Source organism: Embleya hyalina (assembly GCF_003967355.1).
GTDB classification, from domain to species: Bacteria; Actinomycetota; Actinomycetes; order Streptomycetales; family Streptomycetaceae; genus Embleya; species Embleya hyalina.
On the sequence record NZ_BIFH01000019.1, the window covers coordinates 218,508 to 237,542 of the forward strand.

At 70.6% G+C, this 19,035-nt stretch carries 18 protein-coding genes; 13 read left to right on the forward strand and 5 right to left on the reverse strand.

Going from position 1 to position 19,035, the window contains the following annotated elements; all coding sequences use genetic code 11:
• The first annotated feature begins 100 nt into the window (after window positions 1-100).
• A complete protein-coding gene (locus tag EMA17_RS18250; RefSeq protein WP_126638114.1) occupies window positions 101-742 on the forward strand; it encodes a hypothetical protein in 642 nt (213 codons plus the stop codon).
• A gap of 156 nt (window positions 743-898) precedes the next feature.
• On the opposite strand, the gene EMA17_RS51825 is transcribed toward EMA17_RS18250, so the two are convergent.
• Entirely contained in the window at window positions 899-1,057 is a 159-nt protein-coding gene (locus tag EMA17_RS51825; protein WP_160161448.1) for a hypothetical protein, read from the reverse strand.
• Window positions 1,058-1,406: 349 nt separating this feature from the next.
• Here EMA17_RS51825 and EMA17_RS18255 point away from each other — a divergent pair, with 349 nt between their 5' ends.
• The 3 genes from EMA17_RS18255 (at window position 1,407) to EMA17_RS18270 (ending at window position 4,433) form a co-directional block, all read left to right on the forward strand.
• Entirely contained in the window at window positions 1,407-1,610 is a 204-nt protein-coding gene (locus EMA17_RS18255; protein ID WP_126638115.1) for a hypothetical protein, read from the forward strand.
• A gap of 186 nt (window positions 1,611-1,796) precedes the next feature.
• Window positions 1,797-2,732, forward strand: coding sequence for a hypothetical protein (locus EMA17_RS18260; RefSeq protein WP_126638116.1), 936 nt, complete (start codon window positions 1,797-1,799; stop codon window positions 2,730-2,732).
• Between the two features lie 1,404 nt (window positions 2,733-4,136).
• Window positions 4,137-4,433, forward strand: a complete 297-nt coding sequence (locus EMA17_RS18270) for a hypothetical protein (RefSeq protein WP_126638118.1) — start codon at window positions 4,137-4,139, stop codon at window positions 4,431-4,433.
• A gap of 224 nt (window positions 4,434-4,657) precedes the next feature.
• Here the strand turns inward: EMA17_RS18270 and EMA17_RS18275 are convergent, their stop codons facing one another.
• The gene (locus EMA17_RS18275; RefSeq protein WP_126638119.1) at window positions 4,658-5,278 is read right to left on the reverse strand and encodes a TetR/AcrR family transcriptional regulator; all 621 of its coding nucleotides are present in this window, start codon (window positions 5,276-5,278) and stop codon (window positions 4,658-4,660) included.
• Between the two features lie 81 nt (window positions 5,279-5,359).
• Between EMA17_RS18275 and EMA17_RS18280 the strand changes: the two genes are divergently transcribed.
• The 7 genes from EMA17_RS18280 (at window position 5,360) to EMA17_RS18310 (ending at window position 11,806) form a co-directional block, all read left to right on the forward strand.
• Window positions 5,360-6,184 (forward strand): dienelactone hydrolase family protein, encoded by an 825-nt coding sequence (locus EMA17_RS18280; protein ID WP_126638120.1) that lies wholly within the window; start codon window positions 5,360-5,362, stop codon window positions 6,182-6,184.
• 495 nt (window positions 6,185-6,679) lie between these two features.
• Window positions 6,680-6,883 carry a hypothetical protein gene (locus tag EMA17_RS18285; protein ID WP_126638121.1) on the forward strand — a complete coding sequence of 68 codons (204 nt, stop codon included), beginning with the start codon at window positions 6,680-6,682 and terminating at the stop codon, window positions 6,881-6,883.
• A 144-nt stretch (window positions 6,884-7,027) separates the two neighbouring features.
• Window positions 7,028-7,537 (forward strand): MauE/DoxX family redox-associated membrane protein, encoded by a 510-nt coding sequence (locus tag EMA17_RS18290; RefSeq protein WP_160161449.1) that lies wholly within the window; start codon window positions 7,028-7,030, stop codon window positions 7,535-7,537.
• A gap of 187 nt (window positions 7,538-7,724) precedes the next feature.
• Window positions 7,725-8,273 (forward strand): TlpA family protein disulfide reductase, encoded by a 549-nt coding sequence (locus EMA17_RS18295; protein WP_126638123.1) that lies wholly within the window; start codon window positions 7,725-7,727, stop codon window positions 8,271-8,273.
• Window positions 8,270-10,090 (forward strand): ABC transporter ATP-binding protein, encoded by a 1,821-nt coding sequence (locus tag EMA17_RS18300; RefSeq protein WP_126638124.1) that lies wholly within the window; start codon window positions 8,270-8,272, stop codon window positions 10,088-10,090. The genes EMA17_RS18295 and EMA17_RS18300 overlap by 4 nt, the downstream gene beginning before the upstream one ends.
• Before the next feature lie 86 nt (window positions 10,091-10,176).
• Window positions 10,177-10,725 (forward strand): S26 family signal peptidase, encoded by a 549-nt coding sequence (locus EMA17_RS18305; RefSeq protein ID WP_246126761.1) that lies wholly within the window; start codon window positions 10,177-10,179, stop codon window positions 10,723-10,725.
• A 550-nt stretch (window positions 10,726-11,275) separates the two neighbouring features.
• Window positions 11,276-11,806 carry a VOC family protein gene (locus EMA17_RS18310; RefSeq protein WP_126638125.1) on the forward strand — a complete coding sequence of 177 codons (531 nt, stop codon included), beginning with the start codon at window positions 11,276-11,278 and terminating at the stop codon, window positions 11,804-11,806.
• Between the two features lie 234 nt (window positions 11,807-12,040).
• Here EMA17_RS18310 and EMA17_RS18315 read toward each other — a convergent pair whose 3' ends face one another.
• Complete coding sequence (locus EMA17_RS18315; RefSeq protein WP_126638126.1) at window positions 12,041-12,844, reverse strand: hypothetical protein; 804 nt, start codon at window positions 12,842-12,844, stop codon at window positions 12,041-12,043.
• A 293-nt stretch (window positions 12,845-13,137) separates the two neighbouring features.
• On the opposite strand from EMA17_RS18315, the gene EMA17_RS18320 reads away from it, so the two are divergent.
• Window positions 13,138-14,559, forward strand: coding sequence for an aminobutyraldehyde dehydrogenase (locus EMA17_RS18320; protein WP_126638127.1), 1,422 nt, complete (start codon window positions 13,138-13,140; stop codon window positions 14,557-14,559).
• A 337-nt stretch (window positions 14,560-14,896) separates the two neighbouring features.
• Here EMA17_RS18320 and EMA17_RS18325 read toward each other — a convergent pair whose 3' ends face one another.
• Window positions 14,897-16,156: a metal-dependent hydrolase family protein gene (locus EMA17_RS18325; protein ID WP_126638128.1), complete on the reverse strand. Its 1,260-nt coding sequence runs from the start codon at window positions 16,154-16,156 to the stop codon at window positions 14,897-14,899.
• A gap of 93 nt (window positions 16,157-16,249) precedes the next feature.
• Window positions 16,250-16,741 (reverse strand): hypothetical protein, encoded by a 492-nt coding sequence (locus EMA17_RS18330; RefSeq protein ID WP_126638129.1) that lies wholly within the window; start codon window positions 16,739-16,741, stop codon window positions 16,250-16,252.
• 197 nt (window positions 16,742-16,938) lie between these two features.
• Between EMA17_RS18330 and EMA17_RS18335 the strand changes: the two genes are divergently transcribed.
• Window positions 16,939-19,023, forward strand: coding sequence for a S9 family peptidase (locus EMA17_RS18335; RefSeq protein WP_126638130.1), 2,085 nt, complete (start codon window positions 16,939-16,941; stop codon window positions 19,021-19,023).
• Window positions 19,024-19,035: the final 12 nt, after the last annotated feature.

A 19,035-nucleotide genomic window follows, 5' to 3' on the forward strand; every position in this document is an offset into this window, starting at 1 on the left:
CCTCGGGCCACAGGAGCGGCCGGTCGATCGGCACAGGCCCCGGGCGCACGCCGGGTCACCGAAGTGCCCGACAGCCGTGGCCTCCTGGGATCATGCCCTCATGAACGTCTGGGCTCACGACGGCCTGCTCTATGAGGTGGAGTCGGGATACAGCCTGCCGGACGACGCTTGGCGGTACGAGTTGGCGGGCATCTCCGGCGCGCCCGGGACGGGACCGTATCTCGTCGTGCTCATTCCCGACGCCACGCCGGACGACGGTCCCTTCACCCCGAAGCGGGCCGAGCACATCCGGACGGTGATCCACGATGGACGGACCCCATGGCCGGTCCTCCTGCGCTTCGTGGATCTGATCGAGGGCTCCGGCGACGTCACCCACGGCCCCGGGGCAACCTCGAATGTCGGCACCCCGACCTCGTCCAACGACACATGGCAGTTCGCCGACCGGCGATTCGCGGTGAACTCGTACCGCACCGGTGACCGGGATGCCTGGTGTCACGAGCTGTACGAGGTCGCTCCTCGGACGTCCGGGAACAACTCGATCGAGGTGCGAATCCCCGATGTTCGGCCGGCGGACGGTCCGTTCGTCGCCGCGACGGCCGACCGGGCGACGTTCACGGCCCACGGGGCATGGACGCTGCCATGGCCGGTCTTCCGACACTTCCTCGACGTCGTCGAGGCAGCGGGCGACCTCGTTGCGGACGCGACGACAGCCGGCCGTCCCAAGCCTTTGCCGACACCGTGATCGAGGAGGTCGGGATCGCGTCGTCGATCGAGACGTTGAAACGGAACTCGCGAGGATTCACGGGCAACTGCTGAACGCCTCGGTTCTTCGCCCCGTTCGCGACACCGTCCACAACGGATCACCTCGGCTCGCAGCCGCGATCGAAATCGGAGTGCGTCAGATCCGCTCCCCGGCGTCGCCCGCAATGCCGTCCCGCACGACGTAGGCCCGCGCGGTGGGGCTGCCGAAGAGCGCGCAGGTGACGAGGGTGTCGCCCGCTCGCTGTGCGTCCGGGAAGAAGCCCGGGTCCGTCGAGTCGACGTCCCTGCTCGGCATCAACCGGACGTCCGGGCCCCGCTCTTCGAGGGTGCGCGACGAGTTCGACCGCCGGTCGGACCGATCGTGTCGACGAAGTACGCGAGGACGTCGTAGCGACGGGCCGGACGTCGGTCCTGTGCCTGCGGAAGGCGCCTCGCTGTTGTCGGTAGGGACCGAACGCGTCGATCGTTTCGAAGTCGGCGACGAAACCCCGGCCGGCGAGTCTGTGCCGCAGGTCCGAGGGGCGGGTCGATCGCGGCCGAAATCCGGGGAAGGTTGGCCGGATCGGCAGTGCGGAAGCGTTCGATGTTCGTGCTGAATGGGTGGTGATCGAAATCGTCGGCAGCAAAAGGGAGTCGGAGCGGACATGGGCGATCTCGTCGTGTGGATGTCGGCGGGACCGGAACCCGGCGCGATCCTGAATGTTTCGGCACGACCCGAGACCGCCACCGTCGACTACGACCACATCGTCACCTACCACGGCAACGCGGTGGTGGACGTGGGCCCGGGAGCGTACGACCCCGACCGCGAGGCACCGGAACCGACACTCGCCCACGCGCCGTACGCCTGACGCCCCCGGGCCCCGGCCCCGGCCCCGGCCCTGCGGCACGCTGACGCCCGCCCACGTACCGCACCCATCACTCGGGAACAAGGGAGAAGAATGTCGACGTGGACGGCCGTGTCGAACCTTTCGGTGACACTCCAGAACGGCGACCGGAGTTGCGACATCTACGCGAACGGGCGCAACAGGATCGGCGTGACGATCGCTGTCGAGCCGATCGACGAGAACGCGCAGCCCATCCGGATCGACCCGGAACACCTGCTGGCGAACCTGTGGCTCGTCGACTACGCCGACGAGTCGAAGCTTCCTTGGAAGAGCTACGCGAGCTGGTCCTACACCGACGTAGCGAACGAGTTCACCGCGACCCCCGGCGCGTCGAGCGGGCACACCAAGGCCTCGACGGACGACGACGGGACCCAGCGCGTCACGCTCTATGTGTATTGCTCGCCCGAGGCAGACCCGAAGTCGATCGGCGTGCAGGTCAGGACCGACTCCGGCGATGTCGTCAAAAGCTCCCTGAACGGGATGTACCACGGCAAGGTCACCCTCACCCCGAGGGCACCCCTGTCCCATGGGCGGGAGGACATCGACTGGGACTGCTCACGCACCCCCACCGCCAACGGCGACACCGCGGGGAATGTGACGACGCAGGCCTGGAACTACTACCTGTCCCTGAAAGCCGACGAGAACGACTTCGTCTCCTTCTCGGCGAGTCGCTGCTACACCGACGCCGGTTACGACGGGTTCTTCGCATACGACATCACCCCCGACGGTGGGCGTGACAACTTCTACGGCGCGTATGTCTGGTTCCGCGAGCCGCACGATTCCGCCTATTACTCCCCGCAGGACGGACACAGCAGGGGTCAGATCGTCAACTTCCCCGCCGTGAACGCGTGGTGCGACTACGCGACGATCTACGACCGGGAGCATCCCGAGCGATACCTGTGCTTCACCTGGGTGCACTCCACCGCCGGCGGCGGATGGCACATCCCGAACGGGCCGATGCCCGTGTGGAGGGAGTACTGGCCGATGAAGATCGTCGCCAACGACAAGTACGGCAACACGGGCACGTTCTGGGTGGACGGATCGGACGTCACCGACGCGCTCGACATCTATGACCGCGAACCGTGAGAGCCGGAGTCCGTCGGGGATCCTGATCGGGTCGGACGGCACGGTTCTCAGGGGGCACCGGAGACGTTCCGGTCTTCGTCAGCCGTGCTGGATGTGACGGTGTTGCGGCAGGATGCGCACGCGGAAGGTGCTGCGGATTCCCGCTCGGATGTGGATCGGATCGGAATCGTCGATGACGGCCACGGGGCCGTCCGAAAGCGCCCGGCGCCGTACTTCGGCATGGGCCCCGACGACCCGAGGCTTCCGCCGCGTGTGCTGGTACAGGCCGTGCTGTACCTTCCGGGTGGACGACGACGGCCCCGGGTTTCCGACCCGGTTGACCGGCCCGGAATGGGCGCGCGGGCCCTGGGCGGTACGGGTGTTCGGCGCACAGGCGGCCGGCGCCTGCCCGCCGCGTGGGATCGGGCCTCGCCCTGCCGACCGCAATGTGTTCGCAGATCACGGCGTCGGTGCGCCGCGACGGACGCCTCCACCGCGTGGAGTCGGGTTTCCGCCACGGGACGCGGCCGACGGGCCTGGGGTCGGCCGACGAGCATGGAACCAGCGTGCCCGAAAGCCCGGACGGGAACCGCACCTTGCCGCCGTCGCGGCGTCCAGGCGGGCAGGGCGTCCCGGCTCCCGGCGGCACGTACTCCGAGAGCGTCGAGCGTGGGGGAGCAGGTCCGCGACGATGCCCCTCCGGAGCGAACGTGAAGGCGGTGCCGAACGGGCCGTCGCCGTGGCGGCATGGACTGTGCGGCCCCGTCGTCGGTGCCGTCCGCAGGTGGAAGAACACCATGGGCTGTCCGGCGTCTTGCCGTACGAGGGGTTCGTCCCGCCGAGCAGTACCGACGGCTGCCCGACCCGGGCGACGACATCACTCCACACCCGATCCCGCGCGGCGACGCGTACGCCGCCGATTCCAGCACACGATCGGCCACGAGCTGGCCCTGCCGACGCGCGGCGAGGTCACGACCGGGGATCATGCCGCCGGCCCGGCGGAGGCGGAAGTCGTCCGGACGGTCGTGGCGAAGTTCCTCGTACCGTCGAACGAAGACGTCGAGTGCCTCGTGAAGCGTGCAGCCCGACGCTTCTCCGATCGCCTTGAGCGCGGGGATGATCCGGCGCGCCAGGATGTCGCGGTCAACGCTCTCGGGGATCTGTTCCATGAGGCCGTCAGCGTAGTTTCGAGCACGTGCAAGGCGCCAAGGTATCTGCCTCCGGTGGGAAGAGAAGCCCGCATCCGTCCCGGCGACGGCGCCGAGTCGACCGGTGAATCCCCGCCCACCCCCTTCCGCTCTGCGCGGGGGCGGAGTACCGTTCCCGGTCCGTTGGTCTTGGGGAGGTGCCCCTGATGTGGGTGATCCGGGCATTCGCCAACGGCGAACGTGTCACCCGCCGGGCCGTGATGTCCGGGAGGCCGCGGTGCGCTTCGACGAGGAACACCGTGCGATGTACTGCCGTCTCGAACCCGCCCTGCAGGCCCCGCCGGACCCCGCGCTCGAACCGATCAACCGAGCACAGGACGCGAACATGTGTGCGTTCGTCCCGGTGCGCCCGGAAGGACTCCGCACCCCCGGCCGACAGGTCGGCCTCGACGACCTCGTCCCGGGGTTGCCGCGCGAGGACGTCGCCCCGCAACCGCGGGAGACCGTGGACCTGTTGTTCGGCCGGCCGGTGGAGGCCGTCGCGGACCTGATCCGGTGCGGCGAGTCGACCTGAACCCGTCCGCGGGCAACCGGCCTTCCCCTCCTCCGGAGGTCCGCGCGACGCACGGGAACGGCCCCGAACCGCACCCCAGGGGGCGGTAGCGGGGCCGTTCCACGTCGTCCGCCGCGGGGCCACGGCCCGCACACCACGCCGCGAGGCGAATGTGTGGGGTCCGGGCCCGCGTGTTCGTGGAGCCGCGGTCGGTTGAGTAGGAGACAGGGTCTTCGGGGGCGGGGTCAGGTGCCGAGGATGTTCAGGGATAGGCGTTTGGCGCGGTCCAGATCGGTGTCGTCGCCGAAGAGTTGGTAGCGGGTGTTGGCGGCGCGTAGGTAGGCGTCGATGCGGAAGGCGTCGTCGGCCGGGGAGGGGCTGTCGGCGGCGGACAGTTCGGATTCCAGCAGGTGCAGCCACTCGCGGGCGAGGTCGCGGACCGCGTCGGCGACGGGGCCTTCGCGGCGGCCGTATTCGACCGAGGTCGTGGTGATGAAACACCCGCCGGGGAAGACGCCGTCGCGCAGGTAGGCGACCCAGTTGTCGAGCAGGGCGCGGAGCCGGGGCCGTCCCGGGGCGGCGGGCCACGACGGCTCGACGACGTGCCGCAGGTACAGGGCGCGGGCCTCGGCGACGGCGGCGATCTGGATGGCTTCCCGGTTGGCGAACACCGTGAGGATCCCGCTCTTGCTGTGCCCGGTTCGGGCGGCGAGCGCGCCGACGGTGATGGCGTCCAGCCCGTACACCGTCGCGGACATGGCGGCCTGTCGGGCGACTTCGTGCCGGGTCCGGTCGCCGCGGGCGCGGCGGCCGTCGGCGCGGGGCGTGCGGGAATCCGCGGTGGGGTCGGAGGTGTCCGGGGCCATGTGCCGATTGTATGCGATCGATCGGTCGTGTAGCGTGCGGGATAATTACGACCGATCGATCGCATAGTGGAGGCGCGGATCATGGGTGTCGACGGCGGCGTCGGGCTGGACGGTTTCGCGAAACGTGTGCTCTCGCTGTCCGGCGCCGAGAAGACCGTCCACGTGGCCGGGAACGGGCCTGCGGTGGTCGTGATGCCCGAGATGCCGGGCATCAGCCCCGACGTGGTGCGCTTCGCCGGGTGGGTACGCGATGCGGGGTTCACCGTCTACATGCCGTCGCTCTTCGGCGTCGACGGGGCGTATCCCACCGTCGAGCTCGCCGAGCCGATCCTCAAACGGGCCTGTGTCAGCAAGGAGTTCAGGGCGTTCGCGGGCGGCGGCACGAGCCCGGTGACGGTGTGGCTGCGCGCGCTGGCCAGGACCGCGCACGCCGAGTGCGGCGGACCGGGCGTCGGCGCGGTGGGGATGTGCTTCACCGGCAACTTCGCGCTGAGCATGACGCTGGAACCGGCCGTCGTCGCCCCGGTCCTCGGCCAACCGTCACTGCCACTGGACGACCCGGCCGCACTTGAGCTGTCGCCCGAGGACGCGACCGCCATCCGCGAGCGCTTCGAGCGCGACGAACTCACCGCACTCGGACTGCGCTTCGACAACGACAAGTGGTGTACCGGCCAACGCTTCGCCGCCTACGCGCAACTCCTCGGCGACCGCTTCGACGGGCGTGTCCTCCCCGGCGAGCACGCGAACCCCGAACCACCGCCGTTCTTCCGCGACCTGATCCGGACCCCGCACAGCGTGGTCACCGCGCACCTCGTCGACGAGGAAGGCCACCCCACCGTGCGAGCCCGCGACGAAGTCCTCGCCTTCCTCCGCGCCCGCCTGCTCCCCGATCGCGCCACGGCCTGACGGCGGGAGGCGGCTCGACCGCGACGGCACGCCGGAGCCGCTACCGCCATGCCCGACCGTGCCCCGCGCGGCCGGGATGTCCGCGATTTCGTGCTCGCGGACGGGGCGCCCGGGCCACGACCGACTCCTCGTGCCCACCGCGAACAACGCCATCGCGGCGACCCGCCCCGCCTGCCCTGGGCCCTCGACGCGTCGGGCGCACCCGACACTCCTGCCGCCGCGAACTCGGCGTCCGCCTCCGGCGGCAAGGGTGCCTGACACAAGTGGGTTGTCCCGTCGCGGAGTTGCTCATTGCGGTGAACCGGAAGTACTTGTCGCGGCGGCCTCGGCGCCCGGTGGTTCGCATGGTGTTAGCAGGCGGTCGTGGTGCGGAGCCACCCCATATGTGTGAGGGTCCCCAGTCGTCGAACCGCCGGCAGTGTCTGGGGCAGGAACCCAGGTTCGGGCGGATCGCCCGGAGTAACGGGTTTCGCTTCGGAATCGAAAAGGAGAACCATGATCACCGCGATCTCGAACGCGGGCGACAAGCTGATCGCGCTTGTCGCCCCGCGCGAAACGGCCGCCGCCAACTGCTGGGTGGACAACTCCTGGTGTAGCCCCACCGGCTGCACGTTCTGGTGGCAGCGTCGGACCTACCACCACGTCTGCGACAACGGGGACAGCTACACCTCGGTGTCCCTGTGCGGCACGGGCTGCTGACCGGCTGACACCCTTCGGTCCAGGGGCACTTCGGCAGCTGTCGGGGTGCCCCTGGGCCATCCCCCCGGGCGTACGGGAATTGCCCGCCCGGACGCGCGGGCGTCCGTTCGCCGTGACCGATCATCCGGATCAGGAGCAGTGCTCGTGAACCAACTCCTCGTGGCGACCCGGGTGTTCCTCGGGTTGGTGTTCGTCCTTTCGCTGGGTGCGAAGTTGCGTGCGCCCGGCGGGTTCGCGGAGTTCGTGGGATCCGTACGCGGATTGGTGCCCCGACTGCCCGCACGGACCACCGCGGTCGTGGTGGTGGCGGGCGAGGCGACGGTGGTCGTCCTGCTCGCCTGGACCCGGACCGTGTCGCTCGGTCTCGGGGTCGCCCTGCTGCTCTCGGTGGCGTTCACCGTCGCCCTCTGGTCGGCGATCCGGCGCGGCCGGCGGGTGTCCTGCGGCTGCTTCGGGGCCTCCACCACCCCGGTGGGACCGGCACATGTGGTGCGCAACGTGGTGTTGACGGCGTGTGCCGCGGTCGGACTGGCCGCCGGGCCGGCCGGTGCCGACACGTGGGGGCCGGGGACGGCAACGTCGATCGCCGCGGGGGCGGTCGCGGCCGGTTTGGTGGCGCTCACCGACGACGTGGTGGATCTGTTCCGCGCCTGATCCGCGTTGGGCGCATGCCCACACCCGTACGCCCACCCGTACACCCCCACCCACGCACCTCGCCCCGCCCGCGGAACGCCCGCACCCGCGCGCCCACGCACCCGCGCGCCCACGCCCGTTCGCCCCGCCCTGCGTCCCGATCCCGCGCAACCCGAGAAGTTCGACAAGTCCGAGAGGAAGTTGGGCCATGCCATACGTCGTTACGCTCCTGGTGCTCTTCGGGGTGCTGAGTGTGTTCAACCTGGTCATCACTGCCGGACTCGTCCGCCGCCTGCGGGAAAACGGTTCGGCCGGATCGGCGCGCTCGCAGACCGGGCCGATCGTGATGCGCGCGCCCGGTGAACGCGTGGCACCGTTCCGGGCCGTCACCCTCGACGGCGCCGCGATCTCCGAGGCGGTCCTGAACGAGGGCCCCACGCTGGTCGCCACGTTCGGGCAGGGCTGCCCGGAATGCGCGGAACGGCTCCCGGGATTCGTGGCGTATGCCGAGACGTTCCCTGGCGGTCGGGACCGGGTGCTGGCCGTGATGGTCGGAAATCGGGACGATGTGGCCGAGGAGCTGGCTCGCCTGGAACCGGTCGCCCGGGTGGTCCTGGAGGGCCGGGAGGGCACGGTCGCCACCGCGCTGGGGGTCACCGGATACCCGGCGTTCGCGATCCTGGACGAGCACGCGACGGTGCGCGCGTCCGGCCTGCGCCTGGAGAGTGTGACCAGGGCACTCTCGGCTCGGGCATGAACGGCCTACGCCGGATCCCGCACGCCCTGCGGCTGACCTGGGCCGCCGGTCGGGGCCTGACCGCGCTGGCCGTCGTACTGACTCTGTCCTACGCCGCCGTCCCGCTGGCGACCGCCTGGTTGACCCTGGCCTTCCTGAATCGTGTGGTGCGCGGCGGCGCGGCCCAGTCGTCGATCCTGGCCGTCGCGCTCGGCCTGGCCGGCGTGGGTCTGCTGGCCGGGCTTGCCCCGCACGTGGTCCAGTACGCCCAGCGGGAGAGCGAACGCCGGGTCGGACTGCTCGCCCAGGACCGGCTGTTCGCGGTCACCGAACGGTTCGTCGGCCTGGCCCGCTTCGAGGACCCGGCGTTCCTGGACCGAATGCGCCTGGCCCTCCAATCCGGCGGCGCCACCCCGGGCGCGGTGGTCACCGGAACGTTGTCCGTGGTCGGCTCGGCCTTCACCGCCGTCGGCTTCCTCGGCTCGATGTTCTACCTGTCCGCCTGGATGCCGATCCTGGTGCTCGCCTCGGGCGGGGTCGCGCTGGCCGCCGAACTGTGGCTGGCCAAGCGCCGGGCGCACATGTTCTGGCGGATCGGCCCGATCCAGCGCCGGGAGATCTTCTATCGCGGGCTGCTCACCGATGTGCGGGCGGCGAAGGAGATCCGGATCTTCGGCACCGGGTCCCACCTCCGCGAACGTATGCGCACCGAGCGTGGCACGGCCAACGCCGCGCAGAACACGCTGGATCGCCGCGAGGTGCTGCTCCAGAGCGGGGCCGGCGCCACCACCGCGCTGACCGCGGGCGGTGCGCTGATCTGGGCGGCGTACGCCGCCGCCGCCGGGCGGATCACGCCGGGTGAGGTGACCCTGTTGATCGCGGCGATCACCGGCGTACAGACAGCGATGGTCGCGATCGCGCGCGAAACCGCCCGTACCCACCAGCAGTTGCTGCTCTTCCGGCACTACACGGACGTCATGGCCTGTGCGCCGGACCTGCCGGTCGCCGCTGCCCCGCTGCCGGTGGGCGAACTTCGTTCCGGGATCGAGTTCCGTGATGTCTGGTTCCGCTATTCGTCCGAACACCCTTGGGCACTGAGGGGGTTGAACCTCACCATCCCGGCGGGCCGAGCCCTGGCCGTGGTCGGCCGCAACGGCGCCGGCAAGAGCACGCTGATCAAACTGCTCTGCCGGATGTACGACCCCGACCAGGGGCAGATCCTGTGGGACGGGGTCGACCTGCGCGACCTGGATCCGGTCGCGCTGCGGACCCGGATCGGCGCGGTGTTCCAGGACTACATGGAGTACGAACTCACGGCCCTCGACAACATCGCCATGGGCGACCTCACCCGGGCGGACCGTACCGATCGGATCGAGGCCGCGGCCCGCAAGTCGGGTGCGCACGACTTCGTCGCCGCGTTGCCTCGCGGCTACGACACGCTCCTGTCCCGCACGTTCGCGGACCCGCGCGGAGTCGGGGAGGCGGGCGTCGGGGTCACCCTGTCCGGCGGACAGTGGCAACGACTCGCGCTGGCCCGGGCGTACCTGCGCGCCGACTGCGACCTGTTGATTCTGGACGAGCCCAGTTCGGGACTGGACGCGGAGGCGGAGGCACGAATCCACGTGGACCTCCGGCGGTACCGGCGTGGCCGGACCAGCCTGCTGATCTCCCATCGGCTGGGCGCGGTGCGGGAGGCCGACGAACTGGTGGTGCTCGACGACGGGCGGATCGCGCAACGCGGCACCCACCATGAACTGATGGCGGCCGGAGGGCTGTACGAGCGGTTGTTCTCGCTTCAGGCGGCGGGCTATCGGGAACCGACGGGGGAGGCGGCGTGAAAGCGATGGGTCGGCGGTGGGCTCGCTCGTCGGGCCGTTCGACGGTGGGAGGCCGGGTCGTTCCCGGGACGCCGGCTTTGCCGGCCGTGCTCGGCGTATCGGGCGTGCTGGGCGTGCTGGGCGTGCTGGGCCTGCTGGGCGTGCTCCTGCTGGTCCGGACGCGAGGGCGGGTGTTGCGGGTGAGGGTGGTCGGGTGGAGTATGCAGCCGGCGATCGAACCGGGGGACGAGGTGCTGGCCCGCCGGGTCCCGCCGGAGAGTCTGGCCGTCGGCGACCTGGTGGTCCTGGCCGGACCGCACCTGGCCCCCGAACTGCGGATCGCGCTCGCCGAGGGCCGCCCCGCCCCGCCCGGGAGCGTGGTGTGGGATCCGCCGAACGGGTCGGCCCGTCGGTCGAGTCCACTGATCGTCAAGCGGATCGCCGCCGTCGGCGGCCCGCGAGCGTCGGGTGCCGACGGCGAACACCCGCCGCCGGCACACCTGTTGCTGCTCGGCGACAACCCCGAGTACAGCGTCGACTCCCGACACTACGGCAGTGTTCCCGCGGATCGCATCCTGGGCCGGGTGGTGCGCCACCTGGGATCGGGTCGGGCCGATCCGGGCGCAGCCGGCGGCGGGCCGGGCTTCGGCGGGTGAGACGCCGCTCCCCCCGATCGGCCGCTGGGGCGGTGTGGCCACCCGGGTGAAGGAACCGTGCGAGCGCCGCGGCCGTCTCGCCGAGATCGACCGACTCGCCCGCGGCTTCCCGACCCTCCCGCGACGACGCCACGACCACCGGCTTCGCGCATGGCTCGGTCGGGTGCCTCCCCCGGAACTCCGGGTGGTGGAAGGGCACGTGAACCGGAAGTACCTGTGAATGCGGGAACGCCCGGACGAGGTGCTGCCGTTGCCGATCACGCGGCGCACGCGCCGGCAGGCGGGGTGATCGATGTCCGGCATCCGGCATCCGGCATCCGGCACGCGGTGCCCGGTGCGCGTGCCGTCGGATCGAGGTGGTGCGGTCGGCGGCGGTGCCGCCCGGGTCGGGTCGGATCGTGGGCACGGGGCGTACAGGAAACTATAGTTGAAGGTTCAACGACTATGTGTCACTCTGAATTCGAGACCGGGCGACCACCTGGTCGTCGGGCCGGCGCTCCAGTCGACGCCGGCGATCTCTGTCCCATCTCGTCACCGGAGATGAATCGCCATGATGCGAACCCTTCCGCTCCGCCTTCACCACCACGCCTGGATCACCGACGACCAGGAAGCCAATCGGGCCTTCTACGAGGACGTCATCGGCCTGCCCCTGGTGGCCACGTGGAGCGAGAGCGACGTGCTGTTCGGGGCCGAGCGCGTCTACAGCCACACCTTCTACGGTCTGGCCGACGGAAGTGCGTTGGCCTTCTTCCAGTTCGCCGACCCGAAGGACCAGGAGGAGTTCAGGACCGACATCCACTTCACCGCCTGGCGCCACATCGCGTTCAAGGTCGACCGGGAAACCCAGGACGCCATCCGCGGCCGCCTGGCCGCGGCCGGCTACGCGGAGGAGGACGCCTATGTGATCGACCACGGATACTGCCTGTCGCTGTACGTCAAGGACCCGAACGGGCTGCAACTCGAATTCACCCTCGATCACCCCGACGCGGAGAAGATCGATGCGGAGCGGCGGACGACGGCACACGCCGATCTCGCCCGCTGGCTCGACGGCGACCACGGCAGCAACAATCGATGGCGCTGACGCCCACCGGGCGGGTGTGTGTGCGAGTGGTGGTGATTGGTCGTCAGCCGTGTCGTCCGACGACGGTATCGCTCGACCGGGGTGGGCCGTCCCGACCCGAAGGCACCGGGGGGCGAATCGCGCCCCCCGGAGGGGAGTCGGGTCGGCCCCATCGCCGACCCCTCCGCCGCGATCCACGGCGGTGGTGCGGGGCCGGTGCCACCGGATGTCGGTCGGAGCGGGGCGCGGGCCTTCTCACGAAGGCGGGTCGGAGTCCTCCCGCTCGTCGGGGATGGGCTCGCTGAATGCCTGGATCACACCGTAGTAGGCGCTCGCCAGGGCACTCCAGCCGCTGTCGTCCGTGCGGTCGGGGATGTCGGGATGGGAGCGCGACCGCAGGAGGTAGCCGACGGACAACGCCTCGACGGCCCAGATGAGGTCTTCCATGGTGCGGTCGGGTCGGAGCCGGCGGCGGGCGTAGCGCAGGAGGACGCTCAGCAGGTGGTCGGTCTCCTCGATGTACCGTTCGTTGGCTCCGGCTTGGGCGTCGCGCACCATGTCGACGGGGGCCAGGGCTCCCAGGCCCAGGGCCAGGAACAGTTCCGGTGACGCGCTCGTCCACCGGAAGTCGGCCTCGCTGATCTGACGGAAGATCTCCTCGGGCGCCTCTCCGTCGGCGACCAACCGGAAGGCGAGGGCTTCGATCTGTCGCGCCCCGGGGGTGGCGATCTTGTCCATCACATGGCGCATCAACTCCAGTTGGAAGGCGGCCTGATCCGGCCAGATCTGGTAGAAGGCCCCGGTCGTCAGTTTCCTGCCGTCGGGGTCGCGCCTGTTCACCTCGACGAGGACGTCGGACATGCGGACGTCCGCCAGGGGGTTGTGCGGACTCGGCGCGTCGGGACGGGTTCGCTCGATGGCGAGGTCCGCCGCCGCGGCCAGCAGCAGGGCACGGGTCTCCTCGCGCGGCCGATGCCGACGCTGAGGCCGTGCGGAGCCGGTCGAGGGTGTGCGCTTCGGCGCGGACTTCGTCACGTCGTTTTCGGGGGTCTCCACCATGCGACGATGATACTCCCTGTTTGGAGATCATAAGTTATTTACGATACGCATGGCGTTCCCCGCGGCGAAGCATGCGACGGCCGAGGCTCCGGGTCGGCCGAGGCTATCGGGGTGGGCGTCGACGCGGTGGGCCGGGATCCGGATTCGGGCTGTGAGCCCTCGCGAGGGCTGGTGCTCCGAGATTCCAGGCTTCATAATATTCTTATGATTATCATGAGACTGCTACGTATCCTCCTGTGGGAAACCGGCCGGCGACCGGCAACCCTCGCCCCCCGCGGCACCGGGATTCCCGCATGACCGGGCATGTCGTCAACTTCGTCAACGGTGCCCGCAGCGACGGCCCCGGGCGGCAGCCCCTGGTCGACCCGCGTACCGGTGAGACCCACGGCACCGCGGTGATTTCCCGGGCCGCCGAGGTGGACGCCGCCTTCGACGCGGCACTCACCGCCTTCGCAACGTGGCGGCGCAGCACCCCCGCCGATCGTCAGGCCGCCCTGTTGGCGATCGCGGCCGAGATGGAGGAGCGGGCGGAGGAGTTCGTCGCCGTCGAATGCGCGGACACCGGTAAGCCGACGGACCTCTTCCGGACCGAGGAACTGCTGCCGATCATCGACCAGCTCCGGTTCTTCGCCGGTGCGGCCCGGATGTTGGAGGGACGGGCCGCCGCGGAATACGTGTCGGGGTACACGTCCATGATCCGCCGCGAACCCGTCGGCGTGATCGCGGCGATCGCGCCGTGGAACTACCCGCTGATGACGGCGGTCTGGAAGTTGGCGCCGGCCGTCGCGGCCGGCAACACGGTCGTCTTCAAGCCGGACGCGGTCACTCCCTCCAGCGCGCTGCTGCTCGCCGAGATCTGCGGACGTCACCTGCCGCCCGGCTGTGTGAACCTCGTCTGCGGGGACCGGAAGACCGGTGAACTGGTCGCCGGCCATCCGAGCGCGAACATGGTGGCGATCACCGGATCTACCCGGGCCGGCATCGAGGTGGTTCGTGCGGGCGCCGACGACGTGCGCCGCACCCACCTCGAACTGGGCGGCAACGCCCCGGTCCTGGTGTTCGACGACGCCGACGTGGCCGCCTGCGCGAAGGTGATCACCGAGGCCGCCTTCTACAACGCCGGCCAGGACTGCACCGCGCCGTCGCGGATCTTGGCGCACGCCGACATCCACGACGACCTCGTACGGCAACTGGTCGGGTACGCCCAGGCGTTCGCCATGGTCGACCCGGCCAACGCCCGGGACGGCCGAAGCCCGCTGATCAGCCGGTCCCAGTTGGAACGGGTACGGGAACTCGTCGAGCGCCGTGGCGACACCGCTCGGGTCGTCGCCGGCGGGAAGGCGGAGGAGGGGCCCGGTTTCTTCTATCCGCCGACCGTCGTCACCGGTGTCGGCCAGCGCGACGAACTCGTCCAGGAGGAGATCTTCGGCCCCGTGCTGACCGTGCAGACCTTCACCGACGAGGAGGGGGCGATCGAGATGGCCAACGACGTCCGCCACGGCCTGGCGGCAGGGGTGTGGACACGTGACGTCGGCCGCGCCATGCGTGTCACCGGTGCGCTCGACTTCGGCATCACCTGGGTCAACACCCACGTCACGACCGCGGCCGAGATGCCGCACGGGGGCTTCAAGCAGACCGGCGAGGGCAAGGACCTGTCCCTCTACGGCCTGGAGGCGTACACGCGGATCAAGCACGTGATGCTCTCGTGGACCTGAGCACCGACAGCCGCGCCGACGGGCGGGCCCGGGGGAGTTGTTCGCGGGGCGACTCTCGCGGACGTCTTCGCCGGTGATCCGTCATCCCAGGCACGCCGGAGGTCGTGCGCGGGGCCGGCGACGCGTCGCCGGCCCCGCGCGTCGTCCCCGCTCGTCCCCGAGCGGCCGGAGTCCTTCGTCGCGGCCGCATCGGGGTTGACGCGCTCCGAGCGGTGACGCGGGACGGGGGCGGGATCGGCTTCGCCCCCGTCGGGCTGTGGGTCGACCGGTTCGCTCCCGGCTCAGTGGACCGGCGTGTGACGCGCATCGCCGACCACGCCGTGGAACACGGCGGGGCTCACTGCGGATCCGCTGCCGCGCCGGACGCCCGCCGATGCGCGACGCGGCCGGCCCGGAGCACGGTGGTGATCCGGTCGGACACCCCGCGCAGGTCGTCCGGTGGCCCGTCGAGGACCACCAGGTCGGCCACGAGTCCCGGCCGTACGGCGCCGATCTCGTGGTCGAGCCGCAACAATTGCGCCGCGCCGGCGGTGGCCGAGCGCAACACCTCGAACGGTGGCATGCCGGCCTTGGCCATGAGGTCGAGTTCCACCAGGTTCTCGCCGTGGACGCCCACCCCGGTGTCGGTGCCCATCGCGATGCGCACCCCGGCGTCGACGGCCCGGCGGAAGGACGCGGCGTGGACCTCGACCAGCTCGTGTGCCTTGGCGACCATCTCCTCGGGCAGCGCGGTGCGATCGGCCTCGGCGCGTGCGACGACCGCGAGCGGGGCCGCCAGCGTGGGTACCAGCCAGGTGCCGTGACGCAGCATCAGATCGATGGCCTCGTCGTCCAGGTAGACGCCGTGCTCCACGGACCGGGCGCCGTGCCGCACCGCCGCCTTGATGCCCTCGGTGGCGTGCGCGTGGGCCATGACATCCAGGCCGGCGGCAGCGGCCTCGGCGACGATCTCGGCGAGTTCGTCGTCGCGGAACTGGCGGTGGTGCAGGTCGTCCTCGGACAGTACGCCCCCGGATGCCGAGACCTTGATCCAGTCCGCGCGGGCCCGGACCAGTTCCCGGACCTTGTGTCGCGCCTGGTCCACGCCGTCGATCAGGCCGGAGGGCGCGCCCGGGTGGGACGGGAAGAACGGCGCCTCGATGCCGGAGAGTTGGTGTCCGTCGCCGTGCCCGCCGGTCTGGCTGAGCATCGAGATCGCGTTGAGCAGGCGCGGCCCCGGGATCAGGCCCGTCTCGACCGCTCGCTTGAGCCCGTAGTCGGCGCCCGCGGCGTCGCGGACGGTGGTGATCCCGGCTTCCAAGGTCAGCCGGAGATTGCGCGCGGCTTCGAAGAACATCAGCGAGAAGGGTGTCTGCTGGATCCGCCGGCCGTCGACGTCGCTGAGCATGACGTGAACGTGGCAGTCGATGAAGCCGGGGAGTACGGTCCGGCCGCTGACGTCGATCACATCGTCGCCGTCCAGGCCGGTGCCGACCCCGGCGATCCGGCCGTCGACGACGACCACGTCGGCCTCCCGGGGCGCGGACCCCGAACCGTCGAACACGGAACCACCGGTGAGCAACAATCGCCGGCCGGGAGAGGAATCAGTCGAGGACATGGCACTCCATCCATTCGCGTAGTGCTTCGTTCCGGGCCCGCCCCATCGGTTGCGGGCGGGAAATGGTCCCCTGCGCGCGGCGGCGGATGCACCTTACGTGCGGGGTTTCGCTTCGCCGAGGGTGGTCGCGGCCTCGCGGAGGGCGTCCCACACGATCCCGGTCGGGGTGAGGTGGCCGGCGGCCGCGGGTGGTCGCAGCCATGTCACCGTGGCGTACGAGTCGTCGGGGGGCACCACGACCCAGGCACCGAGCCCGATCCGACGCGGGCCGCCGCCCGGTTCGTCGTCGGGGTCGGGTTCGTCCGTCCGGGGTGGAACGAGGTAGCCGATACGGCCCCACCGTTCGTCGTGGATCACCGCGCCGAGGGGCACCTCGCGCTCGCGCAGCAGCCGCAGGGCCGCCAGGCCGAGAGGCGCGTCGACCGAGATCACGTCGAAGGTGATGCCGGTGGCGGCCAGGCGCGGACCGTGCGCGAAGACGTCGTCGCGCGGGTCGCCGTGTCGCGGTGGCGTGGTCGTCGCGCTCGTGTCGTCGCCGATGGTGAGCGAGCGATCGGCGGGAGCCTGGGCAGTGGTTGTGCGCATGATCGAAAACCTTTCAACGGCGGTGGGAATCGCTGCCGAATCGGGTCGCGGGGCGAGGCCCGCGCCCGCGAACACTCGGCGGCGCGGTGTGCGCGCCGTGCGCGGCGTTCGAGGTGCGGAGGGTGGCCATGACGTAAGTTTACTTCATCATCTACGTATCTGGTAACTTACTTACGAACTTTCGGGAAGGAGTCCCCATGTCCACGGCTGACACCGGCTGCGGCAGTACGGTCACCGAACGTGTCGACGCGATGGAGTTGATCCACAGCGCCGACCTGAGCCCGGACGGCGCGCGCGTCGCCTGGTCCGTCTCTCGCATCGAGGGAGACGTCGAGCGGCACACCCTGCGCCTGAGCAGTGTCGCCGAGCCTCCCGCGGCCGCCGTCGCCGTGGCGTTCGGCACCGGCGGTCACACTCCGTCCTTCTCCCCGGACGGCAGTCGGTTGGCCTTCTTGTCGGACCACGGTCCGACCGTGCGCATCGTCGTCGTCCGGCTCGAGGATGCCCCGGACTTCGAGTTCGAGGTGCTCGTCGACCCGGGGGCGCCGGAGCGCTCGGTCGCGGGCAAGCCGGCATGGAGTCCCGACGGCCGCCGCATCGCCTACACCGCGACGCTCCCCACGCGGGTGCCCGGGGCGCCCTATCGGATCACCCGGGCGATCGGCTGGGCGGACGGGCTCGACCTCGTCGACGACGTCACGGCCGACATCTTCGTCTACGACCTCGCGAGCGGGACGCACACGCGACTCACCGAGGACGCGTGGGTGAACAGTCTGCCGACGTGGTTGGCGTCCCCGGACCGGCCCGGGGAGGGCGAAGGGGAGTCGAAGCAGGCCGACCCCGGGCGGATCGCCTTCCTCGCCGGACACGGACCTCGGGAATGGCGGCACGGCGCCGCCGCGGTCCGCTCCGTCGTATCCGACGGGTCGGACCCGACGGTCACCGAGCACGTGCGGGGACTGGATCTCTTCTCCCTCGCGGCGTCGGGCGACGGCCGGATCGCGGTGACCACATCCGGTGCCGATCCACACTCGTCGGGTCGCCTGTTCGTCGTGGACCCGGCCGACGACGCCGCGCCGGCGTCCGGGGCGTGGCACCTGACCGACCGTGCCGTCGGCCTGGATCTCGATGTCAACGGCGACGTGCTGGGCGACATCGCCATCGCGTTCACGAACCCCGACCCGACGTTGCTCCTTCACGCGGGCGACGCTCTCGTCCGGGTGCATGTCGAGGACCGCCTGGAGGTCCACCGCATCGCACTCGAGGGCGAGCCTCGTGCGACGACGGTGCTGGCGGGTCCGGGCTGCTTCTACCCGCTGGCCGTGGCCGGGCGGCGCCTGCTGTACGCCACCGGCACGCTGGTCGACCCGCCCGACCTGTGGATCCGCGACCTGGACACGGGTGAGGACCTGCGGATCAGCGACACCGAAGCCGGCAATCGCACCTGCACCGTCCCGTGCACGGTCACCGACTTTCGCGTCGGCGTGGTGGGCGGCCCCCGCGTGCAGGCCAAACTCCTGCGACCCGCCGACGCGGTCGGGCCGCTGCCGACCGTCCTGCTCATCCACGGAGGTCCCAAGGCGGCCTACGGGGAGGTCTTCGTCACCGACGCCCACATCCTGTGCGGGGCGGGCTTCGGGGTGCTCATGGTCAACCCTCGCGGTTCGCGTGGTTACGGCGTCGAGTTCGCCGACGCCATCCTCGGCGCATGGGGCCACGACGACCTCGACGACCTGATGGCGGCGGTGGACTTCGCGATCGACCGGGGCTGGGCCGACCCCGACCGTCTCGGGGTCGCCGGTCTGTCGTACGGCGGGTTCATGTCCGCCTGGATCGTCGGCCACGGCGACCGGTTCAAGGCCGCCGTCGTCGAGAATCCGGTGACCAATTTCTCCAGCATGTACGGCACCAGCGACATCGGGCTCAGTTTCCTGCCCTCGGTGCTGGACGCCCTGCCCGAGACGGACCCCGAGCGATACCGGCAGTTGTCACCGATCACCACGGCCCACACCTGCACCACCCCGACGCTGTTGATCCAGGGCGAACGCGACCACCGCTGCCCACCCGAGCAGAGCAAGCAGTTCTACTCGGTGCTGCGACGTGCCGGGTGTGTGGCCGAGATGCTCATGCTGCCCGACGCCTCCCACGAAGGATCCATCTCGGGTCCGGTTCCGGCACGACGGGCGCAGAACGAGGCATTGGTGGACTGGATGGTGCGCCATGTGAGGCAGGGCGGCTCCCCACGGGAGGTCACGGCCGGCGTTTCCCACGACGTGCTCTGACCGCGTCGGTCC

Excerpts from the sequence above, each read along its gene's own strand:
- EMA17_RS18250 (WP_126638114.1), top strand. The coding sequence starts at position 101 with ATGAACGTCTGGGCTCACGACGGCCTGCTCTATGAGGTGGAGTCGGGA.
- EMA17_RS51825 (WP_160161448.1), bottom strand. The coding sequence starts at position 1,057 with ATGCCGAGCAGGGACGTCGACTCGACGGACCCGGGCTTCTTCCCGGAC.
- EMA17_RS18255 (WP_126638115.1), top strand. The coding sequence starts at position 1,407 with ATGGGCGATCTCGTCGTGTGGATGTCGGCGGGACCGGAACCCGGCGCG.
- EMA17_RS18275 (WP_126638119.1), bottom strand. The coding sequence starts at position 5,278 with ATGGCCCCGGACACCTCCGACCCCACCGCGGATTCCCGCACGCCCCGC.
- EMA17_RS18280 (WP_126638120.1), top strand. The coding sequence starts at position 5,360 with ATGGGTGTCGACGGCGGCGTCGGGCTGGACGGTTTCGCGAAACGTGTG.
- EMA17_RS18285 (WP_126638121.1), top strand. The coding sequence starts at position 6,680 with ATGATCACCGCGATCTCGAACGCGGGCGACAAGCTGATCGCGCTTGTC.
- EMA17_RS18295 (WP_126638123.1), top strand. The coding sequence starts at position 7,725 with ATGCCATACGTCGTTACGCTCCTGGTGCTCTTCGGGGTGCTGAGTGTG.
- EMA17_RS18300 (WP_126638124.1), top strand. The coding sequence starts at position 8,270 with ATGAACGGCCTACGCCGGATCCCGCACGCCCTGCGGCTGACCTGGGCC.
- EMA17_RS18310 (WP_126638125.1), top strand. The coding sequence starts at position 11,276 with ATGATGCGAACCCTTCCGCTCCGCCTTCACCACCACGCCTGGATCACC.
- EMA17_RS18315 (WP_126638126.1), bottom strand. The coding sequence starts at position 12,844 with ATGGTGGAGACCCCCGAAAACGACGTGACGAAGTCCGCGCCGAAGCGC.
- EMA17_RS18320 (WP_126638127.1), top strand. The coding sequence starts at position 13,138 with ATGACCGGGCATGTCGTCAACTTCGTCAACGGTGCCCGCAGCGACGGC.
- EMA17_RS18325 (WP_126638128.1), bottom strand. The coding sequence starts at position 16,156 with ATGTCCTCGACTGATTCCTCTCCCGGCCGGCGATTGTTGCTCACCGGT.
- EMA17_RS18330 (WP_126638129.1), bottom strand. The coding sequence starts at position 16,741 with ATGCGCACAACCACTGCCCAGGCTCCCGCCGATCGCTCGCTCACCATC.
- EMA17_RS18335 (WP_126638130.1), top strand. The coding sequence starts at position 16,939 with ATGTCCACGGCTGACACCGGCTGCGGCAGTACGGTCACCGAACGTGTC.